Annotated in this window: 16 protein-coding genes and 1 pseudogene; 13 read left to right on the top strand and 4 right to left on the bottom strand. The window is 57.1% G+C overall.

Annotated features, from left to right (window positions below; translation table 11 throughout):
* Positions 1 to 105: 105 nt before the first annotated feature.
* The 4 genes from tnpC to NKI22_RS20480 form a co-directional block, all read right to left on the bottom strand.
* Positions 106 to 1,638 carry an IS66 family transposase gene (gene tnpC / locus NKI22_RS20495; RefSeq protein ID WP_352915472.1) on the bottom strand — a complete coding sequence of 511 codons (1,533 nt, stop codon included), beginning with the start codon at positions 1,636 to 1,638 and terminating at the stop codon, positions 106 to 108.
* A 69-nt stretch (positions 1,639 to 1,707) separates the two neighbouring features.
* Positions 1,708 to 2,064, bottom strand: coding sequence for an IS66 family insertion sequence element accessory protein TnpB (gene tnpB / locus NKI22_RS20490; RefSeq protein WP_352958770.1), 357 nt, complete (start codon positions 2,062 to 2,064; stop codon positions 1,708 to 1,710).
* Complete coding sequence (gene tnpA, locus NKI22_RS20485) at positions 2,061 to 2,507, bottom strand: IS66-like element accessory protein TnpA (RefSeq protein WP_352915469.1); 447 nt, start codon at positions 2,505 to 2,507, stop codon at positions 2,061 to 2,063. The genes tnpB and tnpA overlap by 4 nt, the downstream gene beginning before the upstream one ends.
* Before the next feature lie 297 nt (positions 2,508 to 2,804).
* Complete coding sequence (locus tag NKI22_RS20480; RefSeq protein WP_352958768.1) at positions 2,805 to 4,925, bottom strand: hypothetical protein; 2,121 nt, start codon at positions 4,923 to 4,925, stop codon at positions 2,805 to 2,807.
* A 1,128-nt stretch (positions 4,926 to 6,053) separates the two neighbouring features.
* Between NKI22_RS20480 and NKI22_RS20475 the strand changes: the two genes are divergently transcribed.
* The 13 genes and pseudogenes from NKI22_RS20475 to NKI22_RS20415 all read left to right on the top strand — a co-directional run.
* Positions 6,054 to 6,536 (top strand): hypothetical protein, encoded by a 483-nt coding sequence (locus tag NKI22_RS20475; protein WP_352915460.1) that lies wholly within the window; start codon positions 6,054 to 6,056, stop codon positions 6,534 to 6,536.
* Between the two features lie 547 nt (positions 6,537 to 7,083).
* Positions 7,084 to 7,893 (top strand): tyrosine-protein phosphatase, encoded by an 810-nt coding sequence (locus NKI22_RS20470; RefSeq protein ID WP_352915457.1) that lies wholly within the window; start codon positions 7,084 to 7,086, stop codon positions 7,891 to 7,893.
* On the top strand, positions 7,893 to 8,681 hold the full coding sequence (locus tag NKI22_RS20465; protein WP_352915455.1) for a polysaccharide biosynthesis/export family protein: 789 nt from the start codon (positions 7,893 to 7,895) through the stop codon (positions 8,679 to 8,681). The genes NKI22_RS20470 and NKI22_RS20465 overlap by 1 nt, the downstream gene beginning before the upstream one ends.
* A gap of 46 nt (positions 8,682 to 8,727) precedes the next feature.
* A complete protein-coding gene (locus NKI22_RS20460) occupies positions 8,728 to 11,112 on the top strand; it encodes a GumC family protein (RefSeq protein ID WP_352915452.1) in 2,385 nt (794 codons plus the stop codon).
* Entirely contained in the window at positions 11,078 to 12,259 is a 1,182-nt protein-coding gene (locus NKI22_RS20455; protein ID WP_352915449.1) for a tetratricopeptide repeat protein, read from the top strand. Before NKI22_RS20460 ends, NKI22_RS20455 begins: the two co-directional genes overlap by 35 nt.
* Positions 12,256 to 13,572, top strand: a complete 1,317-nt coding sequence (locus tag NKI22_RS20450; RefSeq protein ID WP_352958766.1) for an O-antigen ligase family protein — start codon at positions 12,256 to 12,258, stop codon at positions 13,570 to 13,572. Before NKI22_RS20455 ends, NKI22_RS20450 begins: the two co-directional genes overlap by 4 nt.
* A 356-nt stretch (positions 13,573 to 13,928) precedes the next feature.
* Entirely contained in the window at positions 13,929 to 14,834 is a 906-nt protein-coding gene (gene cysD / locus NKI22_RS20445) for a sulfate adenylyltransferase subunit CysD (protein ID WP_352812693.1), read from the top strand.
* A 2-nt stretch (positions 14,835 to 14,836) separates the two neighbouring features.
* On the top strand, positions 14,837 to 16,774 hold the full coding sequence (gene cysN / locus NKI22_RS20440; protein WP_352915444.1) for a sulfate adenylyltransferase subunit CysN: 1,938 nt from the start codon (positions 14,837 to 14,839) through the stop codon (positions 16,772 to 16,774).
* A gap of 10 nt (positions 16,775 to 16,784) precedes the next feature.
* On the top strand, positions 16,785 to 17,573 hold the full coding sequence (cysQ, locus tag NKI22_RS20435; protein ID WP_352915557.1) for a 3'(2'),5'-bisphosphate nucleotidase CysQ: 789 nt from the start codon (positions 16,785 to 16,787) through the stop codon (positions 17,571 to 17,573).
* Positions 17,574 to 17,892: 319 nt separating this feature from the next.
* Positions 17,893 to 18,138, top strand: coding sequence for a type II toxin-antitoxin system VapB family antitoxin (locus NKI22_RS20430; protein ID WP_352915442.1), 246 nt, complete (start codon positions 17,893 to 17,895; stop codon positions 18,136 to 18,138).
* A complete protein-coding gene (locus tag NKI22_RS20425) occupies positions 18,138 to 18,533 on the top strand; it encodes a type II toxin-antitoxin system VapC family toxin (RefSeq protein ID WP_352915439.1) in 396 nt (131 codons plus the stop codon). Before NKI22_RS20430 ends, NKI22_RS20425 begins: the two co-directional genes overlap by 1 nt.
* Positions 18,534 to 19,306: 773 nt before the next feature.
* Positions 19,307 to 20,053 carry a formyltransferase family protein gene (locus NKI22_RS20420; protein ID WP_352915436.1) on the top strand — a complete coding sequence of 249 codons (747 nt, stop codon included), beginning with the start codon at positions 19,307 to 19,309 and terminating at the stop codon, positions 20,051 to 20,053.
* 323 nt (positions 20,054 to 20,376) lie between these two features.
* Positions 20,377 to 20,542: pseudogene (locus NKI22_RS20415) on the top strand (DUF6429 family protein); the annotation flags it as partial.
* Between the last annotated feature and the right edge of the window lie 112 nt (positions 20,543 to 20,654).

Here is a 20,654-nt window from a genome sequence, read left to right as displayed (position 1 = left end):
CGACGTCCGTAAGCTTTTGATCCGGCTCAGGCATCATTCGCACTGTTCCACCCGTCCCGCTGTCGATCCGGCCGCATATCCGGGAACGCAAGGTAAGCGGTGTTCTCAGGCCACGGCCTTTAGCTCGGGCGCCGGGATGTAGGCCCACGGCAGCAGGTCGTCGATCTGGCTGTTGGGGTGGCCGTTGACGATCCTGGTGATGACATCGGCGAGATAGCCGAGCGGTTCGACATCGTTGAGTTTGCAGGTTTCGATCAGCGAGGCGATAACTGCCCAGTGCTCGGCACCGCCGTCGGAGCCTGCAAAGAGGGCGTTCTTGCGGTTGAGCGCGATCGGACGGATTGAGCGCTCGACCACGTTGCTGTCGATCTCGATGCGGCCGTCGTCAAGGAAGCGCGAGAGGCCTTTCCAGCGCGAGAGCATGTAGCGGATCGCCTCGGCGAGCTTTGTCTTCTGGCTGATCAGGCCGAGCTTTTCACGCAGCCAGGGTTCAAGATCGGCGACAATAGCGCGGCTATTTTCCTGACGCATCGCGCGGCGCTCGTCGGTCGACCGGCCACGGATGCCGTCCTCGATCTTAAAGAGCTCGGCGATCCGTCTCAGCGCCTCGCTGGCAATCGGCGCGGGACCAGCTGCTGCCAGTTCATAAAAGCGTCGGCGTACGTGTGCCCAGCAGAAGGCGAGCGTGACGCCACTCTTTTCGGCCAGCACGCGATAGCCACCAAAGCCGTCGACCTGCAGGATTCCGTCAAAGCCCGCGAGATGGGCGATCGGACGCTCGGCCTTTCGGTCTGGCGCATAGACATAAGCGACGCCCGGCGGGTCACCGCCATTCCATGGTCGGTCATCGCGGGCATAGGCCCAGAGTTGGCCTGTCTTCGTCTTGCCGCTGCCAGGATCGAGCACCGGCGCGGTCGTCTCGTCGGCGAAGAGTTTTGGTGAAGTCTTCAGCTTGCCAAGCAGCCGCTCGTGCACCGGACGCAGGTGCCAGGCGGCGCGGCCGACCCAGTCGGCGAGCGTGGAGCGATCGAGATTGATGCCTTGCCGGGCATAGATCTGCGCCTGACGATAGAGCGGTAAGTGATCGGCGTATTTGGAGACCAGCACCTGGGCGACAGTTGCCTCGGTCGGAAGACCACCCTCTATCAGCCGGGCCGGCGCGGGAGCCTGAACCACCACATCCTCACAGGCGCGGCAGGCATATTTGGGCCGGCGCACGACGATCACACGCAGCTGCGCCGGCACGATGTCGAGCCGCTCGCTCACATCCTCACCGATCGGGTGCAGGCTATTGCGGCAGCACGGGCAGGCATGGTCCTCGATGTCGACGATCATTTCCGTGCGCGGCAGATGGGGTGGCAACGCGCCGCGGTTCGCCCGGCGCTTGGCGACACGGGCCTGACGTTCGCCAAGAGCGGTCTCTGCCTGCTCTTCGTCACCGGCGGCCTCGATCTGTTCGGCCTCTTCGAGCCCCAGCAGCAACTGATCCTCGGGGAGCGTCTCAGCTCTTCGGCCGAAGCGATGACGCTGCAATTCCTTGATGATCTGGATCAGACGGGCGTTCTCGACGTCGCGCGCCAGGACCATCGCCTTCAGCGCGTCCGGATCGTCGGGAAGCTGGTCAGCCGTCATCGCCATGAGCGGATCAGACCATATTCGCCGACAGCCCGCGACAGCGGAATCCAGACTGATTCACTTCGTCGCGGGTCAGCCCGCCTGAACCGGAACGCGGTTCCGGCGCGCCTCGTGGACCCGCCGCCAGTCCAGCCCTTCCAATAGCGCCGACAGTTGCGCGGCCGTGAGCCGCATCATGCCGTCATGCACTTTCGGCCAGCGGAACTCGCCGTCCTCCAGACGCTTGGCAAAGAGGCAGACGCCGGTGCCGTCCCAAAAGATCAGCTTGATCCGGTCGGTGCGCTTCGCCCGGAAGACGTAGACCGCCCCGCTGAACGGATCGACCCCCATCGTCTCTCGCACCAGCGCCGCCAATCCCTCCGCGCCCTTGCGGAAGTCGACCGGCTTCGTCGCCACCATGACCTTGACCGCACCCGTCGGCCCGATCACGACGTCGCCTTCAGCGCGCGGATCACTGCAGCCACCGTCTTGGTGTCGGCGCCGCGGCCAACGCGCATGGCGACACCGTCGATCTCAAGCTCGATCACGCCGGCGTCGCGGACCGCCTTCTGCTTCCGTGGCCGTCCTGGGCGCTGCGCCACCGGTTCCGGCAAGGACGCCGCAACCACCGCAGGAACGAACAGGGATTCTGATGCCGGCGCCTCCGCCGAGGGCTGACGCGTAGCTCGGCGCCAGGCAAACAATTGCTGCGGAGAAAGCGCATATCGGCGAGCTACAGCAGAAACCGTCTCGCCAGCCTCGTAGCTCTCGGCAACGATCCGCGCCTTCTCCTCTGGAGGCCACTCGCGTCGCCGGCCTGAGCCCGTGAACACCTCGAACCGGCGCACCGGCTCCAAATCGTTCGACTTAAGCGTAAGCTCTGAAATCGTCATATGTCGAAGCCCTCAAAGGGCTCCGAACATCGTCCTTCACGCCGATCCCCGAAAGGTGCCGTCGGAACATCGCTTACAACGCAAGTGTCGCTTCGGTGAACGCGCTCAGAGCCAACGTGGCGTAGCACGGCACCGTATGGTTAAGACAGTTAGGCCGCCGATGTTGCACTAGACGTATTCACTGCTAATGTAGAAGAGTGGGTGCGGTCGGCGGCAGCCCGTCGATACAGTGGCTAGCCGCGGATTGCCGAGAATGTCCTATCCATGTTCTCGCCGTCATCCTTTTTCGACCAAGCTTCAATATTCGATGAAGTCCAGCGTCACCCTGAGACCCTCCAGCATCACACCTGCACCCTTGTGGTTTGAACTCACAGCGACGATATCGCCTGGATCCAAATAGCTTCCCACATGGTTTGCCCGAACGCCAGCATCTCGACCTACGAATGCCGCAAAGGCTTCTGATGCCGTGTCAATCGTGGCAATGCTGGTTGATGATCCATTCCGATACCGATTTAGTGAGAGAGTACGATGGTTCGTCTCATCGGCTGGCGCCCCCATTGCGACCAAATAGCTGGCACGGGTTATCAACGTCCGGCGCCGCGCCACGAAAACAATCTTGATTACAATACCCCTCGCTCCCAAATCGCCGACCTCCGCGCCTACGCACTCGCCGTGAATATACTTTTGGATGTCCCCCTGCAGGATGATGGTTCCTCCGATTCGGTTTTTTCTACCCCACAGGACTGAGTAGGGGCTGTCGAGATGATGCCAGAGCAGAGACCCGTTGATCGGCCGCCAGACGACGGTCCCGTCGAGGATTCTTTCGTCAGTTCCGGCGGGACCCGTGGAAAATCCCGAAACGCCAGCTGTCATGCAGACGTAACAACGATCTTGGTTCCTGCAGAGGTCGTCGACCAAGTATTTGCTGCCGCCCGCCCACGCAGGAATGGATTCGCTGCCATCATCAGGAATGGCTGTGCCGATCCCAGACGGACCGCCAGACCATCCCGACATACCGTCGACGGTCGAACGATAGAATCGACCATCATTGATGACTAGAGAGTTCCTTTTGTACAAGGTCTGCGCTTTCCAAGGTGCAACGCTCGTACTGTCGCCGGCGATCAATACGTCCCCTTCGATGTCGCAATTGTCTATGCTGCAGTGGGCTGCTCGAGTGTGCAGAGACGTGAGAATCAAATCGGGATCTGTCCCGCCCAACGTGTTGTTGCCACGAGTGATGAGGCCGTTCACGGCAGCACGAGAGGGGGCAGATACCTTCAAGGCTCCCCGTTGGGCATTTTCGATCCTCATTTTGTCGATTTGGACATCGAGGTCGGAAAAGCCAACCTGATCTGTATTGGCCCCAGCTGAGCGCATATCGACGGCTGAAAATCCAGGTGCAGAAATCACTGATCGTAAAGTGACGTTCTTGAAAACGAGACCAGAGCCCTCTCTAACAAAGACAAACCCAGTATCTTCTAGGCATATATTTTCAAGAGTAATATCGCTGACCGGCCCAGACCCTGCATGATTTCCGGCGGCCCAATCCCACCCGATGTATATAGAAGGGTTGTTAACACCATCGCCAATTTGGCTTCCAGTGATGTTATTGACAACAATGCGTTTTCCAACTTGAAAATTCCGCACCGGCGAATTGAGGAGATATTCATCGTATGTGTCTGGCGTCGTCGTCTTATAGTTTATGGTAATGATGTTTCCGACGCTCTTAACCGAAAAATCGCCAATCGATGCGTCAACTTGATCGTTCACATCTATGCATTGTTGCGTGCGTTTTGTTCCTTGAAAGACACCATTGCGAATGATTGCCCGTTTTGAAGTTCCATCTAAGTCAATAGCTTCAGAGAAATCTTTAAATATAAAGTCAGTGATTACGATATTTTCGCAATACCGAAGGTTGTACCCACCTGTCATTGTGTCATGGCGGTGGCCCGTTACCTGGACATTGCGGCTGTTCTGAATATGAGCGAAATATCCGCTCCGATTCCCGCTAGAATGTCCGATCGTGTTCAAAAAGCGCAAACCATCGATGCCCACGCCATAGAGGAAGCGTTGGTTTGAATTAGCTGGGGGTTGGTCGTTTGCCGGGTCAAACGCGACGTCTTTGAACGTCACATTCTTGACCGTACCGACGGTCAGATTTTTGTCGGTGGCGAAAACTGGTTGAATGTCGGAAGCTGCGACGCCAGGTCTGTTGATGCCGCGAAAAACCACTCCATTTCCGGAAATTGTAAAATTGCTCTGGGTTACCGCAACCGCTCTGTAGACCTTATTTGGAAGGTTGCTGAGTGCAAAAGGGGAGTCAGATCCGGGGATCATCTCATAAACTCCGGCGGGCAAGGACACGCCGCCAAGCGCCATGTCGAGTTCTAGCTGGATCGCTGCTGTGTCATTTGCCATGTTGCGCTCCCAGGCGCCGCTTTGGCCCCGGCACATTTCTAGGTGAAAAATCGACTTTTGTTGGACATCTAATTAAGGTGTCCGAGACGTACGGTCGCTAATCACCCATGCTCCACGGTTGTGCTCTGTTCAGAGTAAAATTATCATCTTCTGATGATGCTGTGGTGGCGTCGAGGACGGACAGAGGGATGTCCAAGATAGCGTGCAATGTCGGCTGATCTGTTGGTCAACGCCAAAACCGCATGGGGGTCGAAATCCGCAGCGGCCAGTTGGCGGCAGCATTGTGTTTCCATTAGAGGAATAACCACGGCATCAGGTGTGTGGGCATTCAGGCTGCAGCAGAAACAGAGTTGGCGGAGGGAGTTTTGTCATTCAAGAAGGTAGGTCTGCTTGGTCTGATAATGCTGATGTTCGCTTCCGGCTTTCTTGGCCTTATCGTGACACAAAGAGATAGGTCGAGAGCGCCGTCTAAGCCTTTAGCGGCACCTGAACCGCTTCACGGCGCGTTTTCCATTCAGACGATCGATGATCTTCGTGTGGGCGGCCACAAGATCTTGCTGTGCGGCGTCGCATTTACGAAGCCCCAATCCATGCGCGGAATGGTAACGGAAGCCGCGCGTCGGGATTATCAGGGTCTTGCCCTGACTTGTAAGCCGGTCGGTACAGGAACGCCCTGTGATGGCAATGTCGCGCCAAAATATGCCGATGCTATTATTGTACAGTGTTTTACGTCCGACGGCGCGGATTTGGCCGCTAAACTAGTTGAGAGCGGGATCCTGTGTGGACAGAGCGCCCAAGCGGGCGCAACCTACAGGCCTTGCTCGCCGGCGTCGTAGCCTCTGGTACCCCGTCGTCATGATCAATGGCGCAGAAGGCAATATGCGATCAGCTTTCATGGGCGAAGGAGAAGGTTGACTGCTGTTCCGGCATCGCCCGTGGCGGTCGACGGAAAATGGTATATTTGAATCGGCTAATGGTGTGTTCAATCAACCACACCGAAATCAAAAATTATCTCGCATTTGCGAAACGGGTTGGAATTAACGCAAAAAGCTGTTACGCGCTTGTTTCAATACCTAGACCTAGCGGCGGGTGGGCCTCAGGTAACGTGGGACAGAAGGATCGAAACGGATGAATCTTGTTTTTAAAAGTGCGTTGGCTGGATTTGTTGCCTTGGTCGGCCTCGCTCCGGTGTCGTCTTTCGCGCAGGATGCATCGTGCACCTGTGCAACTGCCTATCAGGGCGCAAATCCGATTGGATCGATCGGACACGTCAATGGCAACGTGATGGTCTCACAGGTGGCGGGCTATGGCCCGGCGCAAGCAGGGGGCGCGCTGGATTTCGGGAGTCGCGTCGTGGTTGGCGCCAAGGGTTCGGCTTCGGTTAATGTCGGCGGCTGCAATGTGAGCGTCCCGGCTAACTCGACTCTCGATATCTCCCGTGTTGAGGACAAGATTTGCCTCAATGTTCTGGGTTCTGAGCACACCGCCCAAACGGGGAATTCCACGGGTACTTCCAATAACAATACGCCGCTCTTCATCTTTGGCGGCATGGCGCTTGGGGCCGGCATTCTGGCAGCGACGGCGGACAAAGATCACGGCGTTAGCAACTAAGTTGGCCGTAAACCGGGCTCGGCAGCAGAGGCGCGCGGCGCTTCTGCTGTGTGGCTGTCTATTGGTGACAGAACTGCGTTGACCCGCAAGCTGGTGTTGTGGCCGGAGTATTGTCAAATCGCTCAAGCCTAAGGCTGCGTGCGAATGTCTAAGACTGGCGGATATGTCGGGTGAAGACTGCAGCGCCGGTCTGCGATTGCATCATGACCGGACTTCGACTTGGTCGCGTGTCGGGGCGAATTGCGGTCTCGACATTCCGGCGACAATCAAAGTGGATCCCGTGGAAGGCGGCATGTGTGTAGCGCTGGACATGTCAGGCGTGAGGCTTGGCCCCGCGTCAACTCTGTTGGGCGGCGCTGTTATTTATGGTGCAGCGTTAATCATCGACCTGTATGATGACGACTCTGTCAGCCATTAGCTGCGACCCGGCATTCCTGCTGCATGAGTTTGACAAATGCGTCATTCGCCATCCTGCGGATGACGCATTTATGTTTTTTTTGGGAGGGGATGACGTTGCTACGCTGCTTCGTTGCAGTCACAAACGCTCATGATCGATCTACATTCCCATATCTTGCCCGGCCTCGACGACGGCTCACCCAATCTTGCCGAATCGCTGGAAATGGCTCGGCTGGCGGTGGCCGACGGAACGACCCACATGGCGTGTACGCCGCACGTGACGCCGGGCGTGTATGAAAACGGAACATCGAATATTGTGCGAGCGGTTCAACAATTGGACCAGGCACTGCGTCGCGCCGCCATACCGCTTGCTCTTTGCGTCGGTGCCGACGTTCACATATCGCCGGATCTTCCGGAACAACTGGTGGCCGGCAGTGTGCCGACCTTAAACCGATCACGCTATTTTCTGTTCGAACCGCCCCATCATGTTTTACCTCCACGGATGGAAGATCTTGCGCTTCGCCTCATAAACGCCGGGTTCATCCCAATTCTTACTCATCCTGAGCGTTTGACCTGGATCAAAACGAATTACGACGTTATCGAGAGGTTGAATGCGGTCGGCTGCCTTATTCAGCTTACCGCAGACTCGATTGTTGGTGCTTTTGGACGCACGGCGCTTTATTATTCGGAAAAGCTGATTGACGAGGGCAGGGTGGATATCATCGCGTCGGACACTCATAGCGCTACGCGCCGTCGTCCTGGGCTTTCGCAGGCGGTCGCCGCTGCGGCAAAGCGATGTGGAGAGGACGAGGCCCGCAACATGGTGTTGAAACGCCCAGGCCAAATATTGGCGAACCGGCCCATCGAGCCGGTCGGAAAAGCACGTCCGAAAACCCCAAACGCCGGCAACGCCGGCCGCTTTGGAGGTTTGGGCCGCTTGTTTAAGGGCGGGACAGCGTAATGGGAATTTTTCGTTTTGCAGAAGGCCACATAAACACAATACTCGTCTTGCTTGCTTCACTTGCAATATCGGCATGCACGAGCACCTCGTCGACGACACCATCTTCATCGAGTTCGGTCGATGCGCTGCAATTGACGTCGTCATCGACGCCACTTGCGGGTGGCGGTGCTCTGCAGGTGGTGAAGGACTTGCCCGCGCCCCAAAATACCCAGAACGGCAGCGAGCAGCCATTGTCTCCGAACGATGTGCTCGAGGTGAATGTGTTCCAGGTGGACAATCTCAACAGAACGGTTCAAGTCGATGCTGGCGGGCAGATTTCGCTTCCGCTTATCGGAACCATCACCGCGGCAGGAAAAACCGTCCGTCAGTTGGAGCAGGAAGTCGAAACCGCCTACGGCGCCAAATACTTGCAGTCGCCTGACGTAACGATTTTCGTAAAGGAATCGATTGGACAGCGCATAACGGTCGATGGCGAAGTCAATAAGGCTGGTATGTATCCGGTGTCGAGCAATTCGTCTCTCATCGATGCAATTGCTCTGGCTGGAGGGTTCAATAATGTTGGCGATGCAAAAAAGGTCTTTGTTTATCGCAATATCGGTCCAAACAAATTGGTAGCTAATTACAATGTGGAGGCGATTCGTGGTGGCAAGAGCGGCAATCCACGCATCTATGGCGGCGACACGATTGTCGTCTTCGCCTCAAAATCGAAAATTGCCATGAACAATCTCAAGGACGCTCTCGGTGTCGCCTCAAGTGCGGCCCGAATTGCCGTGGTCCCGGGGCTATAGGTCGCAGCCGGTCAGAATGTAGTCGAATCTAGGATCACCTCGCACCATGCTCGATCGCAACAGGCAGCATCAAATTACAGGTCCAGGACAAAGCCAGTCCCTGTCCGCTGACCTCTATTATGACGGTGCACAAAACTACAGCCCCTACGGTCGCGATTATTCCCAGCAGGAGCAGGGCTTCAATCCGCTCAAATTATTTTTTTACGTCGTCCAGTATCGCTGGCTGATCGTCATGATGGCGGCTGCCGGTCTTGTCGCAGGCGTCATCGTCACCATGATGCAAACGCCGAAATATCAGGCAACAACCCAGTTGGAAGTGCTGGTCCCTTCGGCCAAGGTCTTCCAGGACATCGAGGTGGTTTCTGAAAATGCGGATGTGCGGGCCTTCCTCACCGCCCGTGAAAAGCTGAAAAGCCGCGCGCTGGCCCAGCGGGTTGTATTCCAATTGGGGCTTAGCGAAAAACCCGACTTCCTGTTTCCGACGCCGGACTTCTCTCCAGGTAATATCTTCTACCGCGCTTTCGGAATTTCCACTTCACCTTCCGTGGAAGAGAAGACTTCTGAGCAACGTGAGGCAATTGCGATCGATCGTGTTCTAAATGGCCTGATCGTCAACCTGGTCCCTAACACGAGCTTGTTGTCCATTACGTTCATCGACCAGAAACCGAAATACGCAAGCGATGTGGCAAACCAGGTTGCGCAAAGCTTCATCGATCAGCGTCTCGACCAGACCAGCGAAACATCTGACCTGGCACGACAGTTCATCCAAGAACAGGTCCTGCAGGTGAAGCAGAAGCTTCAGAAGTCGGAAGAGGAACTGGTCGCGTATGCGAAGGATGCCGGCATCACGATAACCGGTGACGACAAGTCACTGATAGGGTCGAACATCGAGGCGCTGAACACCGCCCTTGCGACGGCGATCCAGGATCGTCTCGATGCTGGGCGTGTGGTGGACCAGATAGATAAAGGCCGCGGTTCGAGCTTGGCCCCCGTCCTCGAAAGCGAAGGTCTGCAGAAACTCAGTGAAAAGCTGGCCGATTTGACTAGCCAGTACCAGCAGAAGCTGGGCATTCTCAAGCCCGGTTTTCCTGAAATGCAGCAGCTTCAGTCGCAGATCAAAGAATTGCAAAGGCTCTATAACAACGGCGTTCTGGCCATAACTGATTCGCTTCGCCTGAAATATCAAGAAGCGCAGAACAAGGAGGCAGACCTTAGAAGCAAACTTGCTGAAATGGAGAAGCAGCAGGTTATTTTCAATGATAAAAACATTAAATACACAATTCTGAAACGTGAGGTTGATTCGAACCGATCTCAATATGATGGTCTTATTTCCAAACTGAACGAAGTTGGGGTGAGTTCGGAGCTCAAGTCACAAAATGCTGCAATTGTTGATTTCGCGGCGAGTCCTGATCGGCCTTATTCTCCGCGTCTCAGCCTAAATCTTGCTATGGCGTTGGCTCTGTTTTTGGCTCTATGCGCGTCGATAATTTACGTCATCGAGTTGTTGAACAACACCTTCACCAGCCCTGACCAAATTGAAAAAGAGCTGGGATTGGCGTTGCTCGGCATCTTGCCGCTCGTTGATGACCGGGAACTGACGGCCAGTATGGCCGATCAGAAGTCCGGCCTGTCGGAGGCCTATCGTTCGCTTCGAACATCGCTGCAATTTTCCGGCGCGGAGGGCGCGCCACGATCGCTGGTTGTCACGAGTTCGGAGCCCTCGGAGGGCAAGTCGACTACGTCGTTCAAGCTCGGGCAGGATTTTGCCGCGCTCGGCGCAAGGGTTCTCATTGTCGACGGCGATCTTCGGAAGCCGAACCTGCACCGCCTGTTTGGTCTCGACAACACGATTGGGCTCAGCAATCTGCTGACAAATACCGTCCGTAAGGAAGATCTGACGAGTATCTTCAGGGGGACGAAATACCCCAATGTGACCGTTCTAACTTCTGGAACAATCCCTCCAAATCCAGCGGATCTGCTCTCCTCACCGAAGATGGCTCTGATCATAACCAATCTCGGCAAGCGCTTCGATCTTGTTATCATTGACGCGCCGCCGATCGTCGGTCTTTCGGATGCTCCCATTCTCAGCCGGCTTGCTGAGGGCACATTGATGGTAATCTCTACCAATCAGGTGACACGCAAGTCGGCCAAGACCGCGTTGAAGCGCCTGCGAGCTGCTGGGGCGAACGTGGTCGGCGCCGCCATGTCCAAGTTTGCGGTGAACAAGTTCGATTATAATTACGCCTACAAATACATGAACTACCAGTACTACAACTACGGCACAGACACGAGTATTCCGAAGATTGAGGGCAAAGTTGATGACGGTGCAAGCCAGCCCGCTTATGCAAAATCTCCGGCGTTCAGTCGTTTGGTTCGTCGCGTCCGCTCTAGTGTTGGTGGCTTCCTCGATCGGGCTAAGTCGATTTCTTGAAACGGAAACGCCGGCTGTCTCTCTTGCGCTGGATCCGTTCAACGTCGACGCATTGATAGCTGAAATCACCAGTGATCTGAACGATCCGAATAATGCTCCTGATCTTGATGCCTTGCTTGCCAGGGCTAGGGGCGCGCTCGCCTTCGATCTGGCTGACGCGCGTCTCTATAGCCTGATCGGTGAGATCAAATACCGGCAGGGCGAAAAAGACGAGGCCTACCAGCTCTTTGATCAAGCCCGAAAACTATCTAAAACGGAGATCCATGCACTGCAGAGGTCCATTGGGCGACATGTGGAATCAGGTGATTTGTCGAAGGCCGTCGCCGAGATCGACACACTGCTGCGGCGATGGCCGGATCAATTTTCGGCGATCGCTGACGGCATGCCTGCGATTCTCTCAGTTCCCAATGGATATCAAGCCGTGCTGAGCGCCATCAGAGCGGAGGCGCCCTGGAGAGGCAATCTATTTCTCTCTCTTAACAAAACCTCGGGAGGGCTCGACTTAGCAAATCGGCTGCTTCTCGATTTGACCGGATCAAGCGCACCGCCGACATCGGGCGAACTGACCGGTGCGATTGCCGGCTATATCCGTCTGAGTGAATATGAGCCGGCATACCGGCTGTTTCTTTTCAGTCTTACTGACGAGGAACGAAAGTTGGGCGGGTACATTTTCAACAGCACCTTCGAACCCGGGTCAGGTGGCAAGCCCTTCGAATGGCAGGTCAGCAACCAATCGGGCTTGGAAGTCACATTTGCAACATCCCGGGATGCGGTCGAGGGCGAGGGCGGAGCGACGGTTCGGTTCCTGAATACGCCTGTCAAGAACACAGCTCTCCAGCAGTATGTTGCGCTGCCTCCAGGCTCGTACAAGATTTCCCTGATTGCCTCAGCACGAAACCTGAAACTTCCAAAGGAATTGTTCTGGTCAATCAGATGTGTTGACCCAGCGGGAGAAATAGCGCGATTCAACATTCCAGAGGGCACCTATAATCGTCAGAATTATAGCCAGGAATTTTCGGTTGGATCGACTGCGTGTCCTCTACAGTTGCTGAGACTGCAGACTGCCGCCATTGCCGAGAGCTGGCGGTTTCGATATGTCGGTACGTTGGTAATGCACAAGTTGAGCATCGAGAGACTTCCATCTTGAACGACCGGCCGTCGGAATGGGATAAATATCTCCTCGGGTCGGTCCTGTTTGTATCGCTGCTGATCGGCGGTGGTACTGCAAGCGGCCTGTATACGGACACTTTGATGGAGGTCGCTGCGCTTGTTTCGGCGGCGGCCGTCCTTTCGCAACCCTCTGGCCAGAGAAGCCCACGATCTGTTCGGTGGCTACTGATCCTCGCCATCGCATTGATGGTTTTGCAAATCGTCCCACTCCCGCCGACCATATTCAACGGGTTGCGACCCGAACTGCTGCTCGGAGATCCCTGGGTTGGAGAAAGTCGATTTCGTTTTATCAGCGTTGGGGTTGGCCGCACGATTGAATGTCTGCTTTATGTATTGGCGCTAGCAGCGTTTTTTTTAGCCGTATTGCGTTTGCGTGCCGAGCAGGTTAGTGCGCTTCTGCCGTTTTTTTTCATGGGGGTTATTTGCAATGGGTTAGCGGGAGCGATTCAATATTCGCTTTCTGACAATATCTCTATTATCGGGTTGCTGCCTTTTACGATTAACGCAGGACTTTTTGCCAATGTGAATCACTTTTCGGCTTTGCTTTTTGTGTCGATTCCCTTCGTTGTCTACTACGGTCTTTTCCGCGGACATCTTTTCTCTGGAACATTTGGCTTGATCGCGCTCTTACTGCTTCTTTTGGCTGCCGGTTCACGGGCAGGTGTTTTGATTGGATTGGCAATCACCGTCTTGTCCGTGGTCTTTCTTTCAGCCCGTTCTAGGGTAAGTGGATTTAGTGTCCTTCTGATCTTCGTTGGGCTGTCTATTTATACGATTGGCGCTTGGACCAAGATCGAAGCGGAGGTTGTCGATCCGGCATTCGGGCGAGCAGAATTTGCCCGCACCACAACCGATGGGATAAAGCAGAATTGGGCGACAGGTGTTGGATTTGGGAATTTTCAAAAAGCCTATCAAATATACGAAAAGGAGGGCATGATTTTCAAGCAGTATGTGAATCATGCTCATAATGAATACCTTGAAATAGCCTTCGAAGGCGGAGTTCTCGCTATCCTGCTGATGATAGCTTATTTCCTACTGCTTTCAGCTGCATTGGCTAGAATTCGCCGCGACCCGCTTCAGAAAGCGGCATTCCTCTCGGTATCGTTTCTTCTCATTCATTCGCTGGTCGACTACCCGCTGCGAACCGAGGCGCTGGCGATGACCTTTGCCTATATGAACGCCATCATCTTCCACAAAGGATTTGCTGAACGCTTGAGCCGCAAGAGTGAGATGATCGAGATCGATCACAACGGTGACAAGCTCCATGTTCCCATCGGAACTTTATCCTAGCGACCTCGTCGCCACGGCGGCCGTCGGCTGAATGAGGCGGACGATTGTCAGACGAGCGCCCTGACCGCCGGCTCCTGGCTCTCAGCTTCCCAAGCCCAGGCAATATTTTCCTACCCTTCCAAGCGCAACTGGTCGCTGAGCAGAAATTTCCCGATTTTCCCGGCTGTATGGAAAATTCATTCCCGAACCATTCAGCCGCAGGCTTGTCTTGCATTGTTCTGGGCAGGAACGATCTGCTAGAACGCCCGCACGAGAATAGATAGTCCAGAAGTGCAGCTTGAACCGGGCGGCTGAAGTTCGCCCCCGTTGATGATACAGGCCCTTCTGTGGATGGCACGAGAGAACGCTTACAGTCCATGAACATCGCGCTTACGCACCTTCAGCGGCTTGAGGCTGAATCCATCCATATCTTTCGCGAGGTCGCCGCGGCTTTCGCCAAGCCGGTGATGCTCTATTCGGTCGGCAAGGATTCGTCCGTGCTTATGCACCTGGCGATGAAGGCGTTTTATCCGGCCAAGCCGCCGTTCCCCTTTCTTCATGTCGACACGACCTGGAAATTCCGCGAAATGATCGCCTTTCGCGACCAGATGCAGCAAAAGCTCGGTTTCGACCTCCTGGTCCATGTCAATGAAGACGGCGTGCGCGACAATATCAATCCGTTCGACCACGGCTCCAACACCCATACGCATGTGATGAAGACGGTTGCCCTGCGGCAGGCGCTCGACAAATACGGGTTTGACGCAGCCTTCGGCGGCGCCCGTCGCGACGAGGAGAAGTCGCGCGCCAAGGAGCGCATCTTCTCCTTCCGCAACGCCCAGCACGTCTGGGATCCGAAGAACCAGCGCCCGGAGATGTGGAAGATTTTCAACACCCGCATCGCTGCCGGCGAATCGATCAGGGTGTTTCCACTGTCGAACTGGACCGAGCTCGACATCTGGCAATACATTCTCCAGGAAGACATCCCGATCGTGCCGCTGTATCTGGCCAAGGAGCGGCCGGTCGTCGAGCGCGATGGCATGCTCATCCTGAGGGATGACGAGCGCATGCAGCTGCGGCCTGGCGAAGCAGTGGAAAACCGGATGGTGCGGTTCCGCACGCTCGGCTGCTATCCGCTGACCGGCGCGATCGACTCGGAAGCCGACACTTTGGAGGCGATAGTCGGCGAAATGCTCACGGCGCGTACTTCCGAGCGGCAAGGTCGCCTGATCGACCGTGATGAAGCTGGCTCGATGGAAAAGAAGAAGCGTGAGGGGTATTTCTGAGCATGCGCCACATCATGGCCAAGAGCCTCGCCGCGACCGACGGCGTCCGCGACTATCTGGCAGCGCAGGAACGAAAGTCGCTGCTGCGCTTCCTGACCTGCGGCTCGGTCGACGACGGCAAGTCGACGCTGATCGGGCGTCTGCTTTCGGATACCAAGCAGATTTTCGAGGACCAGCTGGCCGCGCTCGAGCGCGATTCGCGCAAGCACGGCACCACCGGTGACGACGTCGACTTCGCGCTGCTGGTCGACGGCCTCGAGGCCGAGCGCGAGCAAGGCATTACTATCGACGTCGCCTATCGCTTCTTCGCCACACCAAAGCGCAAGTTCATCGTCGCTGACACGCCCGGCCACGAACAGTATACCCGCAACATGGCGACAGGTGCATCGACCGCCGATCTCGCCATCGTGCTGATCGATGCTCGTCAGGGCGTATTGCGCCAGACAAGGCGTCATTCGATCATTGCCTCGCTTTTGGGCATTCGCCACATCGTGCTCGCCGTCAACAAGATCGATCTTGTCGGCTTCGACGAGGCGGTCTTTAAACGGATCGTGGCCGATTACGGGCAGTTCTCACGTGAACTCGGCTTCCAGACGATCGTGCCCATTCCGATGTCGGCCCGCTACGGCGACAACGTTACTGGCCGTTCCGATAGGACGGAGTGGTATTCCGGCCCGACGCTGATCGAACATCTCGAAGCCGTCTCGGTCGACGAGGCCGCGGTCGAATTGCCGTTCCGGTTTCCTGTCCAATATGTGAACCGTCCCAATCTCGATTTTCGCGGTTTCGCCGGCACCATCGCCTCCGGCTCGGTTGCGCCCGGCGACGAGATTGTCGTGGCGAAATCGGGCAAGTCCTCCCGTGTCAGGCGCATCGTTTCGCATGGCGGAGACCTTCAGCAGGCTGTCGCCGGCCAGGCCATCACCCTCGTCCTCGACGACGAGGTCGAGGTCTCGCGCGGCAACATGCTGGTGTCGCCGGCAGCGCGGCCGCAGGTCGCCGACCAGTTCGCCGCCAACATCGTGTGGTTCGACGAACATGCATTGCTGCCCGGCCGCTCCTACATCCTGCGCACCGAGACCGACCAGACCAGCGCCACCGTCACCGACCTGAAATACCGGGTCAACGTCAACGACTTTGCCCATGAGGCGGCCAAGTCGCTTGAAATGAACGAAGTCGGTATCTGCAACATCTCGACGCGGTCGCCGATCGCCTTCGATCCGTTTGCCGAGAACCGCACCACCGGCGCCTTCATCCTGATCGACCGCATCACCAATGCGACGGTCGGCGCCGGCATGATCCTGCATTCGCTGCGCCGCGCCGAAAACATCCACTGGCAGTCGCTTGATGTCGGCAAACGCGCCCGCGCCGATATGAAGAACCAGCGGCCGGCCGTGTTCTGGTTCACCGGGCTTTCGGGGTCGGGCAAGTCGACCATCGCCAATCTGTTTGAAAAGAAGCTCTTCGCCACCGGGCGCCATACCTACATTCTGGATGGCGACAACGTCCGTCACGGCCTCAACCGCGATCTCGGCTTCACCGACGCTGATCGTGTCGAAAACATTCGCCGCGTCGCCGAAGTGGCGCGCCTGATGGCCGACGCCGGGCTGATCGTCATCGTGTCGTTCATTTCGCCGTTCAGCGCCGAGCGGCGCATGGCGCGCGAACTGATGGCCGACGGCGAATTCGTCGAGGTGTTTGTCGACACACCCTTCGAGGAATGCGCCAGGCGCGATCCGAAGGGCCTCTATGCGCGGGCGTTGAATGGCGAGATCAAGAATTTCACCGGCGTCGATTCACCCTATGAGGTGCCGGAAAAACCCGAAATCCATCTCGAGACACTCGGCAAATCGGCCGAGGAGATGGTAGAGGCCCTGGAACACTGGCTGATCGAGCGTGACATTGCCGAAGACCAATATGATAGCGGCGGCGGTATCTGACGACGCAGCGATGCTCGCCGTCTTCGAGCGCCTTGCCTTGGCGGCGGGGCGCGAGGTGATGCGCGTCTTTCGCGCCGGCTGTGCGGTCGACAGCAAGTCGGACAATTCGCCGGTGACCGAAGCCGATCGCGAGAGCGAGAAGATCATCCTTGCCGGGCTGCGCGCCGCTTTTCCAGAGATTCCATGCGTGGCAGAGGAGGAAGCCTCTGCCGGCATCATGGCGCCGGATCTCGGCGACGGCTTTTTCCTGATCGATCCGCTCGACGGCACCAAGGAGTTCGTCAACCGGCGGACCGATTTCACTGTCAACATCGCGCTGGTTCGCCATGGCGTGCCCAAGATCGGCGTCGTCTTCGCGCCTTGCACCGGCCGCTTCTTTTCCGGCCGGCCGGGCAAAGCGGAAACGATCGAGATCAATGACGACTACGAGATCGTCGATCGCCAGCCGATTTCGGCAAGGGCCGGTATGGTGCCGCTGACCGTCGTTGCCAGCCGCTCCCACAACACGCCGGAAACCGACGCCTATATCCGCGCGCTTGGCGCGGCCGAGATCGTCTCGGTCGGCTCGTCGCTGAAATTCTGCCTTGTCGCCGGCGCCGAGGCGGACGTCTATCCACGTTTTGGCCGCACCATGGAATGGGACACTGCCGCAGGTGACGCGGTGCTACGCGCTGCCGGCGGCATGACGCGCACCCTGGATGGTGCACCGCTCGCCTACGGCAAGCGCAACCAGAGTGACGACGAGGATTTCGCCAATCCGCATTTCATCGCCAGCGGCAAGGCTGCTAGATCTGACTAGGCGATGATTGCGCAACCAAAGGACCGCTGATCGGCGTTCTTCGGTTGTTGACCTATCGCCTCCGGTAAGCGCAGTTCCGACCCGTGTGAAAGCGCAGGTGTGACAATAACTGCTGGCCGCGATCTCAGATACTGCTCGAGGTCTGTAAACAACACGGTTACGGTCCCAATCCAGCCTGCGGCAAGCGAGGCGCAGCAGCCGACTCGGTCGGTTGGCATAGCCGATTCCGTGACACTTCCGGTCGATGCTTTCGGGGCCTTCACATGGTGTATCCAAATTGCTATATACCGATACACTTGAACGGCTATACGAGCGAGTCATGGCGTTCCACATCAAGAATCCCGAGACCGACGCGCTGGCCCGTCGGGTCGCCGCGCTCAAGAGGACCGGTCTGACCGAGGCCGTCCATGCCGCGCTCAAGCATGAGCTTGAGCGCGAACAGGCTAGACCGTCCCTGGTGGAGATCGGCGTCAGGTTCTGCCGTGATTTGCGAGCCCAGGGTAAGCCTGAACACGGCAGGCCCGCCGACAAGGCGTTTCGCGACAGCCTCTACGAGAATGACTGATGTTCATCGATGCCTCGGCGCTGACGGCGCTGATGACCAACGAGGATGATGCGCGCGAACTCCTTGCGCGCATGCAGCAGACCAGGAAGCGGCTGACCTCGCCACTAGCGGTATGGGAGGCTGCAATCGCGGTCGCGAGAGTCTTGGACTTGGCAGTCAGCGAGGCGGCTGAGGCTGTGGAACGCTATCTCTCGCTGATGGAGATTGATATAGTCGCGGTGCCGCCGGACACGGCGCGACTCGCGCTTGACGCTTTCGATCGCTACGGCAAGGGGCGGCACCCGGCGCGGATGAACTTTGGCGACTGCTTCGCCTATGCCTGTGCCCGGCATTTTGGCCAGCCATTAATGTTCAAAGGCGCCGACTTTCCGCAGACCGACATCGAGGCTGCATGAGCGCTGCAGTCTCTCGCGACGCAGAGCGCAAGTGACGTCTTACCGACTTGTCGCGCTCCCATTAGTACGACGCGGGATGCTGTCGAGCAGTTCGTTAAGGTTGGGTGCGCCCCTGCACCGGGCGCTTCTTTTCGGCCGGCCGGGCAAAGCGGAAGCGATCGAAGTCAACAACGACTATGAAATCGTCGATCGCTAGCCGATTTCGGCGAGGGCCGGTTGGTGCCGTTGATCGCAGTCGCCAGCCGGCCCTACAACACGCCGGGGACCGAAGCGTATATCCGCGCGCCGCCGAGATCGTCTCGGTCGCCGAAATTCTACCTTGATGTTAGCGCCGAGGCGGACGTCTATACATGCTTCGGCCGCACCATGGAATGGGACAAAACAAACTTGGCAGAGGTCATCCTGCGCAGTACTGACCCGGAGCAGCCCGTCCCTTAAGTTGTCGCTCATTTCTTTTGTCGTAAGAATCGGCCGATTCGGTTTCGGGAACGCGAGTAGGATTAAAAAAATGTCAGATGAGCAAAAAACAGTGAGACAGGACGAGAAGACTTGCGAAAAGAAGCGGCCGGACGCGGTTTTATTCGACCCTTGGCAGAAACACTTCGTCTCCCAGAACGGACGCAGCGATTTCCAAAAGGCTCTGGAATCGTCGGTGAGAGACGATTTTTAGTTTCTGTCGGCGACGCCGACGTCTTGCAGGCTTACTTGAGGCAGAACCAAGCGAGCCGTTAGACGAGGTTTAAAGTCGCTAATGATCGGACTAAACTGCCGAAATGAAGCTGTGCCTACTGACTTACGACTGCCCCCACCTAAAAACATTGCAGGTGCTGAACGGTCTGCAGAAGCGAGGATTCGTAGATGTGGATTTCCTGCTGGTGCCTTTTGCGCGGAGAGCGGATCGCAATGCTCTATTCAGACATCGGCCGCAGCAGTTTGGCGGCCCCACGCCCCATCAGGTCGCCACGTTTTCGGGCAGATCGATCTACCCATACAGCTTTTGGCCTGCCATGCTGGAAAGGTACGACTACTTCCTCGTGTGTGGAGCAAATCTCATTGAGGCGGAATTCGCGAACAGCGGCAAAATACTTAATGTCCACGCCGGGCTCATTCCAGCCGTCAGAGGCTTGGATGCCTTCAAGTGGGCGATACTCACAGGTCAACCGCTCGGAAACACCCTCCATCGCATCGATGCCGAAGCTGACGCGGGGGAGGTCCTCGCCCACCTGCCGACTCCGGTTTTCACGGATGACAGCCTCCAAACTCTGGCGGCCCGCCACTACGCCAATGAGATCTGGATGTTATCACATTTCGATCACGCTCTGGCTGGAGGCGAGAAGCACCCCAGTTTAGCACCTAGTGCACCAATGAGGCGAATGTCCGTAGCCGTCGAAGCAGAGATGATCAGATCCTTCATTACCTACAGAGCGAAGTATGCCATCCCCAGCTCAGGCAGTAATCCTATGAAGCAGTTGCTGCGTGGGCCGAAGCTTCAAAGTGGCTCAATCGTTTCCGATGATTAGTCAAGCCCCGGCGGCCCCCGGAGCATCTGTAGCGAGCCCCCTTGTGGCCACCGAGGGCGCCGATCGGCACGACGTGATAATCGCGTTGAAAGGATGTTGTCTCGCCAACGGCAATGAAATCGAACTCCGGAAACAGCATTTGAGACAGGCCTTGACCTCCCGCAAGACTGCGGCCCGGCCGGCGGCAGGATAAAGGAAGCTTGTCGAGTTGGCCGCCGGCTGGTGGCGCCCGGACGTACCGCCGGAGGCGAGCCGGTCCTGCCAGTCAGAGGAGCCGCCACTATGCCGCAGCGCGCATCTCTTCTGCCCACCAGTTGGAAGAGAGACGCGTTTGGAAGGGATTCGATTGGAGCGCTCTGGATCGCTTGCACCAGAAGGGGCTGATCGTGAATCCAGCAAAACAAGGCGAAGTCAGTGGTTCTGACAGATGAAGGACTGCGGCGTGCGCAGGAGCTATTCCGAACCCTGTTCACCCGTCCGGCGCCATGAGCCATGAGCAGTTGTGTGCGTCAAGTTCTGCAAAAATGGCGTGGCAGTAGCTGTGACGTCGGCGTGTCCGCCGCGCAGCCCCCGTGTTTAGCGGAGCGGCGGACACACGGCG

Source organism: Mesorhizobium sp. M0778, assembly GCF_040320105.1.
In the GTDB taxonomy this organism is placed as follows: Bacteria; Pseudomonadota; Alphaproteobacteria; order Rhizobiales; family Rhizobiaceae; genus Mesorhizobium.
The sequence above is the reverse complement of the archived record's forward strand: the minus strand, read 5'-3'. Positions and strand labels throughout refer to the sequence as shown.

Excerpts from the sequence above, each read along its gene's own strand:
- tnpC (WP_352915472.1), bottom strand. The coding sequence starts at position 1,638 with ATGGCGATGACGGCTGACCAGCTTCCCGACGATCCGGACGCGCTGAAG.
- tnpA (WP_352915469.1), bottom strand. The coding sequence starts at position 2,507 with ATGACGATTTCAGAGCTTACGCTTAAGTCGAACGATTTGGAGCCGGTG.
- NKI22_RS20480 (WP_352958768.1), bottom strand. The coding sequence starts at position 4,925 with ATGGCAAATGACACAGCAGCGATCCAGCTAGAACTCGACATGGCGCTT.
- NKI22_RS20475 (WP_352915460.1), top strand. The coding sequence starts at position 6,054 with ATGAATCTTGTTTTTAAAAGTGCGTTGGCTGGATTTGTTGCCTTGGTC.
- NKI22_RS20470 (WP_352915457.1), top strand. The coding sequence starts at position 7,084 with ATGATCGATCTACATTCCCATATCTTGCCCGGCCTCGACGACGGCTCA.
- NKI22_RS20465 (WP_352915455.1), top strand. The coding sequence starts at position 7,893 with ATGGGAATTTTTCGTTTTGCAGAAGGCCACATAAACACAATACTCGTC.
- NKI22_RS20460 (WP_352915452.1), top strand. The coding sequence starts at position 8,728 with ATGCTCGATCGCAACAGGCAGCATCAAATTACAGGTCCAGGACAAAGC.
- cysD (WP_352812693.1), top strand. The coding sequence starts at position 13,929 with ATGAACATCGCGCTTACGCACCTTCAGCGGCTTGAGGCTGAATCCATC.
- cysN (WP_352915444.1), top strand. The coding sequence starts at position 14,837 with ATGCGCCACATCATGGCCAAGAGCCTCGCCGCGACCGACGGCGTCCGC.
- cysQ (WP_352915557.1), top strand. The coding sequence starts at position 16,785 with ATGCTCGCCGTCTTCGAGCGCCTTGCCTTGGCGGCGGGGCGCGAGGTG.
- NKI22_RS20430 (WP_352915442.1), top strand. The coding sequence starts at position 17,893 with ATGGCGTTCCACATCAAGAATCCCGAGACCGACGCGCTGGCCCGTCGG.
- NKI22_RS20425 (WP_352915439.1), top strand. The coding sequence starts at position 18,138 with ATGTTCATCGATGCCTCGGCGCTGACGGCGCTGATGACCAACGAGGAT.
- NKI22_RS20420 (WP_352915436.1), top strand. The coding sequence starts at position 19,307 with ATGAAGCTGTGCCTACTGACTTACGACTGCCCCCACCTAAAAACATTG.